At 41.7% G+C, this 15371-nt stretch carries 18 protein-coding genes; 11 read left to right on the forward strand and 7 right to left on the reverse strand.

The features are described from left to right. The 4 genes from D6D85_RS17030 to D6D85_RS08045 all read right to left on the reverse strand — a co-directional run. Window positions 1-151, reverse strand: a 151-nt coding sequence (locus tag D6D85_RS17030) for a type II toxin-antitoxin system HicA family toxin (RefSeq protein ID WP_272914428.1), incomplete at its 3' end; no start/stop codon positions are given. Between the two features lie 27 nt (window positions 152-178). After that, window positions 179-385, reverse strand: coding sequence for a type II toxin-antitoxin system HicB family antitoxin (locus D6D85_RS08035; protein WP_125671542.1), 207 nt, complete (start codon window positions 383-385; stop codon window positions 179-181). 213 nt (window positions 386-598) lie between these two features. Next, window positions 599-985: a DUF3795 domain-containing protein gene (locus tag D6D85_RS08040; protein ID WP_125671543.1), complete on the reverse strand. Its 387-nt coding sequence runs from the start codon at window positions 983-985 to the stop codon at window positions 599-601. A 192-nt stretch (window positions 986-1177) separates the two neighbouring features. Continuing rightward, window positions 1178-2311 (reverse strand): hypothetical protein, encoded by a 1134-nt coding sequence (locus D6D85_RS08045; RefSeq protein WP_125671544.1) that lies wholly within the window; start codon window positions 2309-2311, stop codon window positions 1178-1180. A 127-nt stretch (window positions 2312-2438) separates the two neighbouring features. Here D6D85_RS08045 and D6D85_RS08050 point away from each other — a divergent pair, with 127 nt between their 5' ends. Continuing rightward, window positions 2439-3152, forward strand: coding sequence for a hypothetical protein (locus D6D85_RS08050; protein WP_125671545.1), 714 nt, complete (start codon window positions 2439-2441; stop codon window positions 3150-3152). A 41-nt stretch (window positions 3153-3193) separates the two neighbouring features. On the opposite strand, the gene D6D85_RS08055 is transcribed toward D6D85_RS08050, so the two are convergent. After that, window positions 3194-3664 carry a hypothetical protein gene (locus D6D85_RS08055; protein ID WP_125671546.1) on the reverse strand — a complete coding sequence of 157 codons (471 nt, stop codon included), beginning with the start codon at window positions 3662-3664 and terminating at the stop codon, window positions 3194-3196. 196 nt (window positions 3665-3860) lie between these two features. Here D6D85_RS08055 and D6D85_RS17035 point away from each other — a divergent pair, with 196 nt between their 5' ends. Further along, window positions 3861-3995, forward strand: a complete 135-nt coding sequence (locus tag D6D85_RS17035) for a hypothetical protein (protein ID WP_272914427.1) — start codon at window positions 3861-3863, stop codon at window positions 3993-3995. 199 nt (window positions 3996-4194) lie between these two features. Here the strand turns inward: D6D85_RS17035 and D6D85_RS08060 are convergent, their stop codons facing one another. After that, window positions 4195-4809, reverse strand: coding sequence for a DUF973 family protein (locus D6D85_RS08060; protein WP_125671547.1), 615 nt, complete (start codon window positions 4807-4809; stop codon window positions 4195-4197). A 125-nt stretch (window positions 4810-4934) separates the two neighbouring features. Here D6D85_RS08060 and D6D85_RS16285 point away from each other — a divergent pair, with 125 nt between their 5' ends. The 4 genes from D6D85_RS16285 (at window position 4935) to D6D85_RS08075 (ending at window position 7652) form a co-directional block, all read left to right on the forward strand. Continuing rightward, window positions 4935-5078, forward strand: coding sequence for a hypothetical protein (locus D6D85_RS16285; RefSeq protein WP_161969767.1), 144 nt, complete (start codon window positions 4935-4937; stop codon window positions 5076-5078). 63 nt (window positions 5079-5141) lie between these two features. Continuing rightward, the gene (locus D6D85_RS08065) at window positions 5142-5423 is read left to right on the forward strand and encodes a hypothetical protein (RefSeq protein ID WP_125671548.1); all 282 of its coding nucleotides are present in this window, start codon (window positions 5142-5144) and stop codon (window positions 5421-5423) included. 246 nt (window positions 5424-5669) lie between these two features. Then, window positions 5670-6947 (forward strand): ankyrin repeat domain-containing protein, encoded by a 1278-nt coding sequence (locus tag D6D85_RS08070; RefSeq protein WP_161969768.1) that lies wholly within the window; start codon window positions 5670-5672, stop codon window positions 6945-6947. A 273-nt stretch (window positions 6948-7220) separates the two neighbouring features. Continuing rightward, on the forward strand, window positions 7221-7652 hold the full coding sequence (locus D6D85_RS08075) for a hypothetical protein (RefSeq protein ID WP_125671550.1): 432 nt from the start codon (window positions 7221-7223) through the stop codon (window positions 7650-7652). 285 nt (window positions 7653-7937) lie between these two features. On the opposite strand, the gene D6D85_RS08080 is transcribed toward D6D85_RS08075, so the two are convergent. Then, on the reverse strand, window positions 7938-8363 hold the full coding sequence (locus tag D6D85_RS08080) for a hypothetical protein (RefSeq protein WP_125671551.1): 426 nt from the start codon (window positions 8361-8363) through the stop codon (window positions 7938-7940). A gap of 278 nt (window positions 8364-8641) precedes the next feature. Between D6D85_RS08080 and D6D85_RS08085 the strand changes: the two genes are divergently transcribed. The 5 genes from D6D85_RS08085 to D6D85_RS08105 all read left to right on the forward strand — a co-directional run. Further along, window positions 8642-8881, forward strand: coding sequence for a ribbon-helix-helix domain-containing protein (locus D6D85_RS08085; protein ID WP_125671552.1), 240 nt, complete (start codon window positions 8642-8644; stop codon window positions 8879-8881). A gap of 20 nt (window positions 8882-8901) precedes the next feature. Beyond that, on the forward strand, window positions 8902-10650 hold the full coding sequence (locus D6D85_RS08090; RefSeq protein WP_125671553.1) for a glycoside hydrolase family 99-like domain-containing protein: 1749 nt from the start codon (window positions 8902-8904) through the stop codon (window positions 10648-10650). Then, window positions 10643-12451: a hypothetical protein gene (locus tag D6D85_RS08095; RefSeq protein WP_125671554.1), complete on the forward strand. Its 1809-nt coding sequence runs from the start codon at window positions 10643-10645 to the stop codon at window positions 12449-12451. The genes D6D85_RS08090 and D6D85_RS08095 overlap by 8 nt, the downstream gene beginning before the upstream one ends. Before the next feature lie 13 nt (window positions 12452-12464). Then, window positions 12465-13973: a hypothetical protein gene (locus tag D6D85_RS08100; protein ID WP_125671555.1), complete on the forward strand. Its 1509-nt coding sequence runs from the start codon at window positions 12465-12467 to the stop codon at window positions 13971-13973. An 85-nt stretch (window positions 13974-14058) separates the two neighbouring features. Continuing rightward, the coding region (locus tag D6D85_RS08105; protein ID WP_133308303.1) for a hypothetical protein at window positions 14059-15371 on the forward strand (1313 nt) is incomplete at its 3' end.

Genomic DNA, 15371 nt, shown 5'->3' on the forward strand with positions numbered 1-15371 from the left:
TTTTGTGAAGCCAGATTGGTACCGGGAGCAGAGTGCCTCTCTTTATAGGATCATGCTTAGGTACTGTGATCTTGTGCTTTCCATCCGTCAGGTACATATGACTTCCTCTCTGGTGAACAACCTTGAAGCCTGCTTTGCTTAGTGCCTTCACAACTGCCAAGAAGTAGATGGCAGCCTTTCAGACAACTATCTCCACCAGCTCCTTCTTTCTCTCTGCTTTTTCAACTTCCTCTGGAAAAGCCTCAAGATAACCTTTAATTGCCTCTCTTATGTTTTCTAAAGCTTCCTCCCTTGTTTCTCCTTCGCTTATACATCCAGGAAGCTCTAAGCACTGAGCGGAATACCCTCCTTCATCTTCCTTCCTCAAGATTATCGTGAACTTCATCTCGCATAGCTGTCATGTGGAAACAAAAATCTTACGGGTTTATTCTTTTGTGTACGTTGCGCTTTTCTCCACCACTGTTATGATCTCCCAGTCCTATCCTCTATTTTTCCAAAATGAGGAGCATATTCATTATTATCAAGATCATAAGATATTGATCCTCTAGGAGAATTAAATAAATCATAATCTATAAAAGTGGTTGGCGAGCGTTCCTTGTCACATTGCAACGTCAACTATTGCTTCGAATCCCAATTTTGCGTAGCACATATTCCCTGTCAATATATTTATCCTTCTCCTGAGAAATCTTTCCAAGCCTATCCCCTTGATCTGCTTCATGTTGACCCATACATCCAGAAACCAGGAGCTCTCCTCCAGCCTCTCGGCTCTAAAGAAATAAAATAATTTGCACGGAAACTTGCTACAATCCAAGCAGATCCTTATATTCTTATTATATGAGCATTTATAAATTTTGCAATATTTTCTGTACTCCTTGCTTAAACCCTTGTTTGACCTGCAACCACCGCATCTCCCATCGATAAAAGCTGTGCATTCCCCGCAGTAAAGCCCACAGGGGGCAACCATATCCCATTCATTTTCGCTCATTTCAAGGCCTATCTTCCCCGATTTATAATCTTATTTAGAAGCTTGACAACCTCTCTTGAGTGGAAGATTAATATTTAATCTTTTAATAAATTCTCAAATCGAGGAGTTTGCCGAATCGTGAGAAAGATAGTGCGATACTGATAATGAAGCTATCAGAAATAGCTTGGAAAACTAAAAATGAAGAAAATGATGTCAGGGCTCAAACTTGTATGATATGCTTGTTACTTCCGGTATCAGGATCTCAATCACATGGGCCTCATTCGCAGGTATTTCAATGGGCTTCAGGTAAAGTATTTCACTCTCCCCTGGATTGAGCGATGCTCTTCCCTTAGTGATATAAAATGGCACTTCTTTTCCATCCAGAAGGAGTTTTAAGGTTTCGAAATATAGCGGGACATCGCCATCATTTTTCACCTCAACATCGACCTCGCTTATCACAGGACAGCTGATGGAATTGCAAATGAGGTGAGAGGATCTCTCAACCCTGACGTTCAATACCCTTATATCCGCCCTTGCTCCCTTTATCTCTATCTCCCTGCTTAAAATCTCCCCGCTGTAGATTAGATTTATCTCAACTAAGTATTTTCTGGGCCCCACAATGTTTGTCCTGTATAACAAACGGTGTTTGTTCTGTTCTTCGATTGGCATGTAGATGACCTTTCTGGGGCTGGCAACATGATAATGGAATATCTCAGCTCCATCTGGTGTTAAAAGGCGAAAATAAATTGGATATTCTTTGGCATCAAATGAGATCATAACCGATGGAAAGCCACAGCGATCAGCTATGCTGATGGATCTCAAGGCAAAAGAGAGACCCCACTCCGTTCCCATATCCATGAGGAGGACAACTGCTCCCGCAAGCACCACAGCAAAAATCAGATATATGAGAGCGGATTTCAGATGCTTCCTTTCAGGAGGCATCTTCTCCGAAGTTATCATAGCAATTCCCGTGAGAGTGTATATTGTGGATGCAATTGATGCAAGCGCCAGTCCCCATTTCCCGAACATCTTATCGCAATATGGATCGCTGACAAAAGCCCCTTGAGCTATTCCTATTATTGCCCCCACAACACCTAGGATCATCAGCACTCCGCTGACAATGTTGAGAAATTTGCTCTGTTTGACAACAGCAAAAAGCCCGAGAAGAAGGCCTATCAAGTAGGTAATGCTGAACGGAAATACAAAATCCCAGCCGGTGAAAACCTCACTTCCTGCATTGATCCATGGCATGAATATGCCGCTTCCCACACCGGCCCATGGCATAAAGTAGGAGAGAAAGCACAGGAACCACAGCGTAATATGGAGAATTCTGATCTTCCAGCTCACCATATATGGAGAACGTGTATCTATATAAATTTTCTGTAGATGAGAAATTTAGTATTATGTTCATTATCATTGTTAATCCCTGTACAAAAAGATTTAATGCAATTGCCGGTATGCTTATGGACCAGAGATGAGCCGTGCGGTTGTGCTCGTTGGGATGTCAATCGGGATCGTTGTGATCATCCTTCTCTGCTCCTTGCTTTACATGGAGCACCGGAACTATGAAATCCTGCGATCCTCATACGGAAACCTCATCTCCTCCTTCTGGCAGCTCAGTGAAAGCCAGATGGAGATGGCTAGGTGCGAGTTGTTCATGAACAACTGCTCAGGCCTTCTGAGCCAATACAACACCCTGAAGAAACAGTACAATGACCTCCTGAGCAGGTACAATGTCCTTAAAGGCGAATATGAAAGCTTGAGGAGAGGATCAAATGTGACATCCACGTTTGATGTGACATCTGCATTTGAAAGCATCGATTCCTTCAGTGGAGACTGTTACTTCACCCTAGAATATGTGGATGCCTACTTCCCGATCGTGATCCCACCCGATCACAAGGGGGAGGTAACGGTGAGAATAAACGCAAAATCATTGAGCACTTCTGATCCGGTTCCAGTTACAGTCAAGGTTGAGATGATGAGTCCCCTCAACAGAACACCTGAGTGCTCAGCCAAATTCTACTCCATCTGGAGGAGTTACCAGACCATCGGCGAGTGGGATAACAAGCTCTACGTTGATCAATCTATTACGCTGGCTTCCGGATACTACTACATTCACATCAGGCCATACAAGTGGCCTGTGGTGGCAAATGTGCAGATAATCACAGTGATACTGCCAGCTGGATAGTGGCCTGCTCAAATTGCCTTGATGCAAAAATTCTTTCTCAACTATGCTGGCACTTCCTCAACTTGCCCCCAGATCTCCTCGCCTGACTGCGTCCTTATGGATTCTATCGTGATCCTCTCCTTTCCATCGTTGATGATCAGTATTCTATCGGTGAAGTTTCCAAGAAGAAGCTCCCAAGTTGTTCTATTTCCCTCTACCGAAAGGAAGAGACCGGGAATACATCTCTTAACGCACTCCTCAGGTAGATGCGAATAATTTCCATAGCAGGGAGGATTCAGGAGAAGGAGAGATTTTATGGAGGACTCATTCACGAGGCTTTCGTTCCCAATTTCAGCTGAAAGGCAGACAAAAGGCCTTCTGACAAGCAAGGTGATCCTCATTTCCTCAAGATTGTATGTCTTGCTCATGAGATCCTCCTCAACAGACCACTTGGGAACTGACCATCTGGGAGGGAATGAGACGACATTGACAGCTTGAGAGAGCTCTGTATGAATCTCGGATCTGGAGGGCATGAAGAATAGAATTGAAAACAAAATTAAAAATATAACTAATATAAATAATAATATTATCAGCTCCAATATCCTCCGGGGTGTCATCAATAATCTGTGGCCATATGTTATATAAACTTTATGCAGAATATAATAAGGCTTAAAGATTAGGAAGGACTGAGGAGATGGATTTATAAGGAATGCCCGCCATAATTGTGGGATGAGCGAGGAGGATTTGAGAGAGATAAGGAGAACACTGGAGCTGATAAGGAAGAGTCTGGGCTGGATCAGATGGATTGCTGACATCATACTCATAGTATCAGTTGTAATGAGCCTGATCATCCTGTTGTTATGAATGATGCGCAAACATTGCTTATAATTAATTGAAACTGGCAGCGGGGGAATTCAGGCGATGGAAATCGAGCAGGAAAACATAAGAATGGCATTTGCTAACATATTTTACTGAACTGGGAATTATGGCTAAGGGGACTCACACAGGAATCCCGATAGATGGTTGAGGATGTTCAAGAAGAGTGTGAAGAATAAAATTAGTGCTATCTCACTGAGATCTTCTTTTCCAGCAAGCTTGCCTCAGCAAATGCGAGAATCCATGCTATGAAGCCTACCGGTATAAGCACGGATGCTGCCAGCAAAATCGCTGTTATCAGAAATGGCGTTGAGTTGAACATGTCTTTGAGCCTGAGGAAGTATATTATTATCCCTATCAATCCTGCAAGGAGCATTATGCCTCCCGTTATGGCAAGGGCTAAGCTTCCCAGAATAGCAAGATTTGTTCCCAAGCTCCCACTGCTCCCCATCGTTGTTACACCTACAATAATTATTAAATTTGATAATAATATCAATGTAACACCTCCTAGATATCCTGCTCTCATTAGCTTTGAGGGAGTTGAGAATTCCTCCGGTTTCTGCAAAGAAAACTGCTCTGCTGAAGGGAGAAGATAAAAATAAACGCTGATTATGGCGAGTATCATTGCTACAACCAGCAAAACAGACCGGGATAATCCCACTGCAAGAGGTTCGAAATTGAATGGAAGTGGAAGCTGCATGAAACCTGAAATTCCCACGAGTATTGATGCTGCTATCTGCAGTAGCGCAGCTGCTCTCAACTCTCTCAAGCCATTCAGCACATCAACTGGAGATCGCTGCACCTGAGACTTTACACCTCACAATATATATGCTGTATAATTTTTTCTCTGGTATTATAATAAAAACATAAGAAAGCGATGTGTTTATATGGAAACTGGGAAAGATGTTTATGTAAGGTGATCAGCTGATGGATATCCTGCCGTTGATCCTCATAGTACTTCCGGTATTGATAATAGCTTTCATCCTCTATCTAGCATTAAAGCTAATAGATGCAATTGATGCAATCGCTAAGTACTACAGGAAGAAAACAGAGAGCTTGGAGAGCAGTTAATGCCCTCTGCTCATTCACGACAAATACCATTAATTTTATAAAGGTCTTGAATATATTTTCCATATGAATAACCGTTATAGGACATTCGGCCTCATAGGCATCATAATAAGCGTTCTTTCGTTTATGCTGACGGTCTATCTATTCCTCAAATCAGCTGTGACAATATCCTTAACTAGGGACATAGCTGGGGAGGCTATAGCCACCTCAAATATGCAGTCCATGATGCAGTGGATAGACACACTTGGCTCCTCCTGGATCCACAGCCTGATTCCCATACCAATTCTGGCCACAATACTTTTGCTTTACTCCCTGTTGCTCCTTAGCATTGAGCCGAGAAGAAGCTGATAGCTGGGATCTTCCTCTCCAGCTGAAAAGGATATTAAACAGCTTAACGGTAAATCTATTTCGGAATAAAGTCAATGAGCTTATAAAGGTATTGCTACTTATAAGTTAAATATATTATAAAATCAATTAATCTGAAGCTCTGTTCAGCTTTAGAAGCCCTGCCGTTGACTTTTTCGTTTGGAGTTTGAACAAGATGCTTTATATTTACTCCACTTTAGGATGTCTTGGGAAACAGGAGGTGGTCATATGAAGAGGTCTGAATTACACAGGGATGCATCTAATGGTGCTGATGACACCATGGTCGATGATTTTGTAGGGGATGACATAGGCGCATCTCTTCTGCACTATGCTGCTTTCAGTGGACGCACTGATGTAGTTAAGATGGTGATTGAGAGGGGCGCGTTTGTGGATGTCAGGGATAGGATGGGCTTCACTCCACTGCACTATGCCTCATTCAACGGGCGTGCTGAAACAACCAAGCTTCTGGTTGAGAGAGGAGCTGAGGTGAATGCTAGAAATGAGGTCGGTGCAATTCCTCTGCACTATGCTGCACTGAGCGGACGCACTGATTTAGTCGAGCTTTTGATCGAAAGAGGAGCTTATGTGAACATGAAGGATAAAGTTGGTGCCACTCCTCTGCATGCTGCTGCATTCGGAGGTCAAGCCGATGTCATAGAGCTTCTGGTTGAGAGAGGAGCGGAGGTGAATGAGAGGGATGAAGACGGTGCGACTCCTCTACACTATGCTGCACTGAATGGCCATGTTGATGCAATTGAATCCCTTATCGATAACGGGGCTGATGTAAATGCAGAAGATGGGGATGGTTGCACTCCACTGCACTATGCTGCGCTTAGAGGCCATGCTGATGTTGTGGATCTGTTGATTCAGAGAGGTGCGAGAGTGAATGCAAAGAACAAGAATGGTGCAACTCCACTACAATATGCGGCATTTGGAGGTAAAGCTGATGTTGTGGATCTGCTGATCAAGAGAGGGGCTGATATGAACGCAAGGGATAGTGATGGTTTCACTCCCCTCCATGCTGCTGCCGGCAGCGGCCGCGTTGATGTCATAGAGCTTTTAATTGACAGAGGGGCTGATGTAAATTCAAGGGACAAGAATGGTGCAACTCCACTGCACTATGCGGCACTGAATGGCCATGTTGATGCAATTGAATCCCTGATTGACAGAGGAGCTGATATCAATGCAAGGGATAAGGATGACTGCATCCCACTACACTATGCCTCATGGAGGGGCCATGCTTATGCTGCTGATCTGCTGATTAAGAGAGGTGCGAGAGTGAATGCAAAGAACAAGAATGGTGCAACTCCACTGCACAGGGCCGCTTTGGGAGGACACACCGATGTGGTCAGGTTGCTTCTCCAGAGCGGTGCTGATCCAGATGCTATGGATAAGGAGGGCAAGACACCAGCGGATATGGCTGAGGAGAGGGGATTTATCCACATTGCCGGGCTGATAAGAAGCTGGAAGAATGGGATAAGAGGGTTAAATGCGGGTTATCTCTAACCTTTTTTAATATTTTTGAAATATTTTAGCAGCTTTCTCCATGCTTATTCCCTGCATCTTTCAGCATTTCCTCAAGCATTTTTTGAACAAAAACTCATCACAGAGGAAATCAGAGCTGCAGTTCCTGAAACAATATCTGGATGGATCCTCGCTTCTCCTAGCAAAAAGTTTAATAAAACCTAGCCCATCAATGTAGTATGAGGCCGAGGATCGGCCATATCTACCCGCTAAGGAGGGGAAGGATCGGCCATATCTATCCCTTGAGGCGTGAGCATGGCGGTAAGGGTAAGACTGAGGGTTAAATCAAGAGTTTCACAGCAGGTTATCGAGGTCTCAGCCCTTGTTAACAGCGGTTTTGAGGCTGAAAGCCCGCAGATCCTGATACCTATTTCTGTAGCCAAGCAAATCTCCCTATACCCTCCTCCAATCACATCTAGCATAATGGAGGTTGGAACTGCTGGAGGTCCCTCAAGGGTTTTTCTGGTGAGGGATGCCCTAGATGTCTGGGTTTTGACAAACGACAGAGAGGTTGGTCCCAAGCTTTCAGATGCAATCATATCGTTGATAGAGGAGGAGGTCCTGATAAGCGATAAACTAGCAGAGGAGCTCGGTCTAGTCCTGCTTGCCATTGGATCGGGGAAGTGGAGGTTTTTTGATGACCCGCCTGATAAGATAAGGTACAGCGAGAAGCCCCAATACTGGTAGGGGAATTATCCATGATTCTTATAAAAGACTACTCTATCTAGGATATGAGATTGTGAATTTATGAATCTAACAGAAGGTACAGGGATAGAGCCTGTCGAAAGGATGCCCAGAGACTCTTAATTCCAGTGGAGATCAAAAACCCAGCTTGACCTACATAAACTATGCAGTCATGAACTTCTCTCAAAAACGGGAATTCTATTTCGAACATTCCAAACAATCTACAGCTGCATATTTCTCTAATTCCTTCAATACATTATGCGAGTGCTTTTTCCAATCTGCACAGTGCTATCTCCAGTACTGGGGTCCCTCGCTTTCCCTCACAACATCCTCATTATCAGTTCTGTGCCTCCAAAGCCCCTTTCTAAAGCTTATTGGAATGATTCCCAGCTCATCTATCAGGTAATCGCTGAGCAAAACCTCCTCCACATATGGATTCACTATTATGTTGCAGGGGAAGCTTGCCCTCACCTCACCGTTTAGAATCAACTGCACCTCAGCTTTCACTGGAAGGCGGAAAATAGAGACCTCCCCTCCAGCTGTGGATGCCTCTTCGCTCTCAAACTTCAAGGAGGGCCACAAGCCCATCCTCTTTGCTAAGCCGATGGGGATGCAGATATCTGGCTCCGAGCTCTCAAAACCAGAGTTCACGAGAGCAGCTGTCTCCATCCCCTTCTCCTCCATCAACAACCTGATCCTCACTCTTATTCCCATCTCTCTACCCTGATGTACTTTATCCTTCGGCCTGTTGGTCTCAAATAGCCTATAAACTTGATCCTTCTTCTAGCCCTTCTGTCAACTTCCATCAACAAAATTGGATGGATTCAAATTTAAGCCTTGCTATCAGTTCACTGAATCCAATATATTATGATCTAGGAATTTCCCAAGGACTCCTCAAGCTCCTCACTCGCTAAGTGCAAATCCTATTATTTCCAGCAGAAGCCTGCTGAACTGTTGAAAAGGTTTATATGCAAATACGTATTAGTGTACGTATGGTCAGCAAGGTTCCCGTGAGGTTGAGGGAGCAGGAGCTGAAGCAGATAGATCAGCTTGTTGAGCACGGAATTTTTCGGTCGAGAAGCGAGGCAATAAGGGAGCTTATCATCGCTGGAATAGCCCATTTATCTGAGGTGTTCAGGGAAGTTGACAGGCTGTTCGAGCTTGAGAGGATGGAAGGCAGAATACCGATAGACCTGAGCGGTACAACTCAACAGCTTCTGAAGGAGAGGTAAATATTGCGAAGGTGATTGGCTTGAGAAAGCCCCTCATCTTAATTGCTTTAATTCTTATCTTGATTCTTATTTCATCGCTGATTATCTACTACATGAACAGGGATTCGGATGGAGATGGGATCCCCGATTATAAGGAGAAGGAGTACGGAACGGATCCGAACAAGCCGAACTACCTTCTCGCTTATGCTTTGAAGAAACTGCCTGAAAGTGAGGCTTTGAGATTTAAGGATGTTGAGAACTTCAATGAGAGCTCTAAGGGATTTGTTGACCTATACGCAAGTCTGCCGCAGGATAAGAGAAGCTCGAAGGAGGTGAATGAGCTTCTGGATAAAATTCTCTCTGATAACGTGATTGATGACTACGAGAAGAATTTATTCGATGATAGATTTGTCAATCCAACCTTACCTACAATAGATAACTTAAATTGGACTCCAACAAGGGAAAATTTGGATAAGATTTACGATATTAATGTGACATTTGTTGCTAAAGACGATAAAACACCAATAGCTTATGCCGAGCTTCGCTTTGTTCCTGTTGAATATACATACATGATTGAGAAATATGGGATGAGACCAGAGGATTATCCGAAAGTGTTTCCACCAGATAAGGAGAGGAACATTATACTAACACCGGTTGATGGGAAGTTCGATAGCTTGGAGGAGAGATTTTCAGTTCCAATAAAAGACATTGTAGGCGGTAGAGAGTACAAAATAGTTGCTTTAGTTAGAGATTCAGCTGGAAATGAAAAAATAGTTGAAGTGAAAACACCTTATATAAGGCAGTTTGAGAACATTGCTAAAACTGATAACATTACTGTTGCCGCTTTTTACTATAACTGGTATACTAAAGGGTACGATATACCAAAGGATTTGCCAGATAAACCATTATTGGGTCTATATTATTCGGATGACAACGTAGTTTTTAACAAGCATGTTGATTGGGCAACTGGCCATGGAATTGATGTTTTTGTATTTCCATATCCATATCATAATCCAAGAATAGCATTTACATGGCTAGAGAAAATATTTAGGAAAAATATGGAGGCTGAATTATTTAATCAAATAAAATTTAGTTTTTGTAGTACTTTTGTCGATGAAGCTGGTCTGCCTCCCTACAATTTTGATAATTCAACAGTAAGAGGAGAGTTTGTCAAAGCTATCAAGGATTTAATTTCTAACTATGCATCTTTGCCAAATTACTGGAAAGTTGACGGAAAACCGGTTGTAGTCCTTTGGGGTGCAGCAAATAGATTTATATCTACCCAGGAAAACATAGAAAGGGCAATTAGAGAAGTGCGAGGATTTTCGCGAAGTAAACTGGGAGCGGATCTCTACATAGTAAGCGATGACATCAATATTTTTCACAAAATGGAGGTATTTTACTCTAGTGATGCGATATATCATTATAGCCCTTTCCTCAACGATAAAACAACAAGGGATATGGGCATTGAGGAGGATGTTCCTTATACAATTAACTGGATGAAAGGTCTAGAGAAGATATGTAAAGAACATGGGAAGCCGTTTATTCCAACAATTGCCCCGGGTGAAGATAATAGGTACGATTATAGGAATACTGTTAAAGCTCCAGTGATCTATAGATCCTTGGACGGATTCAGATTATATTTACGGGAGGTTAATAAAGCCTTTAGTCCGAAAATAGTTTTTCTCACTTCGTTCAATGAATGGTTTGAAGGCACACAAGTAGAACCTTCTGAAGGGTATGGCTTTACCTATTTGGAAATTCTAAAGGATGTGTTGAGAGGTGGGTGACCTGAGAGCTCTTGTTTTGATCGCTTTAATTCTTGTTCTAATTCTTATTTCATCATTAGTTGTTTATTACATGAACAGGGATTCGGATAACGATGGGATCCCTGATTCTAAAGAGAGGGAATATGGAACAGATCCCAATAAGCCAAACTATCTCCTTGCTTATGCTTTAAAAAAGCTGCCCGAGAATGAGGCTTTGAGATTTAAGGATGTTGAGAACTTCAATGAGAGCTCAAAAAGCTTGTTGGACTTATATGCAAGTTTGCCACAGGATAAAAGAAGCTCGAAGGAGGTGAATATGATTCTGGATAATATACTCGCAGATAACAAAATTGATGAACATGAGAGGAATTTGTTCGACGATAGATTCGTAAATCCAACTTTACCCTCGATAGATAACTTAAATTGGGCTCCAACAAGGGAAAATTTAGATAAAATCTATGATATTAATGTAACATTCATAGCTAGAGATGATAAGACACCAATAGCCTACGCTGAACTTCGATTCATTCCTGTAGAATATACATACATGATTGAGAAATATGGGATGAGACCCGAGGATTATCCTAAGGTCTTTCCACCAGATAAGGAGAGAGTTCTCATCTTAACACCTGTTGATGGAAAGTTCGATAGTTTGGAGGAAAAGTTCTCAGTTTCAATAAAGGATATTGTTGGTGGAAGAGAGTACAAGATAGTTGCTTTGGTTAGGGATTCAGCTGGAAATGAGAGGACTGCTGAGGTGAAAACGCCATACATAAGACAGTTTGAGAACATTGCAAAGAAAGATAATATTACAGTGAGTGTTTTATATCTTCTGTGGTGGGGCAAGGGTGATAATTGGAAAAGCTATAAAGGCAATGTGTTTCCACTACTTGGAAATTACTCCTCAAAGGATATCTTAGTAATCAATAAACACATCGACTGGGCTACAGGACATGGGATAGACCTGTTTCTCATACAGTGGTCAGGCAAAGATTATCAAGATGAAGCGCTGAAGTACTACTTTCTAAATGCAGACCTTGTGAAAAGAGGAAATATAAAGTTTGCAATTCTCTATGAAACGATATGGAGGCTGAAAAATTCCAATCCAGGGTGGAATCTCTCCGATCCAGAAAATGTTAAAATTTTAAATAACGATATTTCCTACCTAGCCGAAAATTATTTTAGTCATCCATCATATTTTAGAATAGGTAACAGACCTCTGCTGTACATCTATGAAAGCAAGGGCTTCTTCGGAGATATTTCACAGATAAGAATTTTGAAGGAAAGATACAATCTATTTTTGGTAAGCGATCATGCTCATCCCCTAGCGGATCCTGAGACCATCTTTCCCCAAAATAATCCTTTAGCTGTGAGGTGGGGAGATGCTGCAGGGCAGTTTGATGCTATTATGCCTGCTGCCGGTTTATATGATGGTTTTCTTTGGTACAGAAATTACTTCAAGGGATCTCAGGTGGAAAACCCTGTAGATAACAGAAAGTGGTTGGAATTCAAGAAGATTGGAAACGAAAAGTGGTCTAATTTCTGTAATAACAAGTTAGTTTTTATCCCATCTGTTACTACCGGCATAAGCTACAGGTATGCTCTCTGGGGAAATCCGGAATGGCCGAGGATAGAGAGAAATCCGCAACAATTTAAGGAAAGGCTTGAGTTTGAGCTGAAATACTTGGACAAGAATTATAGGATCTTATTCATTACAGAGTTTAATAATTTCTTTGAGGAAGCATTGGTAGAACCCGACTCCGAATATGGTTTTGGAATGCTTCTAGCTCTCAAAGAGGTATTAGAAAAATATAATATATGAAGGGGTGTTCGCGTTGAGGTCATATCAGAAAGCGATCTTGGTTATTGCTGCGATAATAGTGATTGCTATTTTAATGGGGCTTCCTGAGATATCAAAACCATCTGAGATGCCAAAAACACCTGAGACACAAAAACAATCGACCTCAAATATATCTCAAAATGAGATATCCCTGAGCTGGGAGCCTATCAGGATTGTGAACGACAAGATATACGACATAAGGGTGGAAATAAAAGTGAAGAATGCGGATCAGCTAAAATGGCTGAAATTAAAGCTAATTCCAGTTGAATACAGCTACTTCATCAGCAGCTATGGCATGAGACAGGAGAATTACTCAGCAGTTTTCCCGAATGAGAGCATAAGATCAGTTGACCTGCAGCCAGGAAATATATCGGTGAACTTCACTAATCTGGCTGGGGGAAGGGAGTACATAATATCGGCTGAGGGGGAGGATTCTGCTGGGAGAATCCTGAGAAAAGAGGTAAAAACTCCCTACATAAGGCAGTATGAGAACATAGCTCCTTTGGATGATATATTAATTGGAGCCTTTTATTATCCATGGTATAATGAAGATGATCCTTGGTTTCACTTCTGGTTTAATGAAAAGGAGTGGGAATCCTTAGGGTACAGATTAAGTCCTCTCTTGGGGCACTATGCCTCCAATGACCCTATACTGATAAGTAAGCATATAGATTGGGCAACTGGCCATGGAATAGACTATTTCCTAATCAGCTGGGGATATGCAGGAGGTCCCGGGGGATTCAATGACATGGTCCTGAAGGAAATTCTGAGAAATCAACTTATCGGCCAAATAAAATTCGCCATCCTGTATGAATCCGGGGGAAGGTTGAAGAAAAATGAGAAGGGAGAATTTAACCTGTCAGATTCCACCAATAGGGAGCAGCTTATCAATGACTTTAATTATCTTGCCGAGAACTACTTCTCTCATCCCTCTTACCTAGAGGTAAAGGGTGGAAAAGTCGTGTTCTTTGATGCATCGAGGTTTTTCATCGGTGATGTTCAAAGCGCATTAAAACAGCTCAGAGAAGCGGCAAAAACCCATCAGCTATATTTGATCTGCGATGCGCTGGGAAATTTTCTTCCACCCACAGACCAGAAGATGATGGAGCTGCTCAGATCATTCGATGCCGTTTCTGCGGATGACATGTGGGTCAATAACTACGGCGACCCTGATGCGAGAAGGGATTTTGTGAGCTATACGGATAAAGCACTTGGATTATGGAAATCGCATACGGATGAATACAATCACGACCTAATTCCATCGATCAACCCCGGATGGGAGCCATATCTCTACTTTAAATTATTTCCGAATTTCAACGCACCTTTTCTCGAGAGGAGTGCAGAGCGATATGGCAAATTGGTCTCGATAGCATTAAAATACGGAAATCATGTAATTGTTGGTCATTTTAACGAGTTCTTCGCTCACAACCACATAGAGCCAGATACAAAAGATGGTTTTGCCTATCTTGAGGTTCTCAGAAACATACTAATGAGAAAAAATTAAAATTTAGAAAAATTATGTGCGGGCATATGAACAAAAATTTATATATGAAATCCCCAAGCTGATAACCAGCAAGAGGGTGATTGGCTTGAGGGCTCTTGTTTTGCTCACTTTGGTTCTTGTTCTAATTCTCACTTCCTCGTTAGCTGTCTACTACATGAACAGGGATTCGGATAACGATGGAATTCCAGATATTAAGGAGAGAGAATACGGAACAGATCCGAACAAGCCAAACTATCTCCTTGCTTATGCTTTGAAGAAGCTGCCTGAGAATGAGGCTTTGAGATTTAAGAATGTTGACTTCGATGAGAGCTCAAAAGAATTGGTAGATCTATATGCAAGTTTGCCACAGGACAAAAGGAACTCAAAAGAGGTGAATATGATTCTGGATAATATCCTCTCGGATAACAGAGTTGATGATCCCGAGAAAAATTTGTTCGACGATAGATTTGTCAATCCAACTTTACCTTCAATAGTAAATCTGAGCTGGACTCCTACAAGGGAAAATCTGGATAAAATTTACGATATTAACGTGACCTTTACCGCTAGAGATGATAAGACTCCCATTTCCTATGCTGAACTTCGATTCATACCTGTTGAATATACATACATGATTGAGAAATATGGGATGAGGCCTGAGGATTATCCCAAGGTATTTCCTCCAGATAAAGAGAGAAATTTCGTCTTAACTCCTGTTGATGGAAAGTTTGACAGTTTGGAAGAAAAGTTTTCAGTTCCAATAAAAGATATTGTTGGTGGTAGAGAGTACAAAATAGTTGCTTTGGTTAGAGACCTTGCTGGGAATGAAAAAATGGTAGAAGTGAAAACACCTTATATAAGACAGTTTGAAAATTTTGGGAAAGAATTGTATGACAAAGGAATAATAGTAGCAGCTCATTACTATAATTGGTATACTCCTGGACAGGGTATACCAAAAGATTTGCCAGATAAACCATTATTAGGTTTATATTATTCTGATGATAACATAGTTTTTAACAAACATGTTGATTGGGCCACCGGGCATGGAATAAATGTTTTTTTATTTCCATATCCTTATCATAATCCAAAAGTAGCATTTATCGGGCTTGAAAAGACGTTTAAGAAAAATATGGAAGCTGATTTATTTAACCAAATAAAATTTAGCTTCTGTAGTACGTTCCTTGACGAAACTGGGAAACCCCCTCCATATAATTTTGATAACCCGGAGGTGAAAGAAGCGTTTGTTAAAGCTGTTGAAGATTTAATTTCAAATTACACATCTTTGCCAAACTATTGGAAAGTTGACGGAAAGCCGGTTATAGTTACTTGGAGTACGCATGCGTATCAATCAAAAGAAGGTAATATAAAAGACGCTTTTGAAAAAGTTGGAAGTAATAAAGATATTTATATAATTGGTGAAAT

Origin of the sequence: Candidatus Methanodesulfokora washburnensis, assembly GCF_003947435.1 — an archaeon.
Lineage (GTDB): Archaea > Korarchaeota > Korarchaeia > Korarchaeales > Korarchaeaceae > Methanodesulfokora > Methanodesulfokora washburnensis.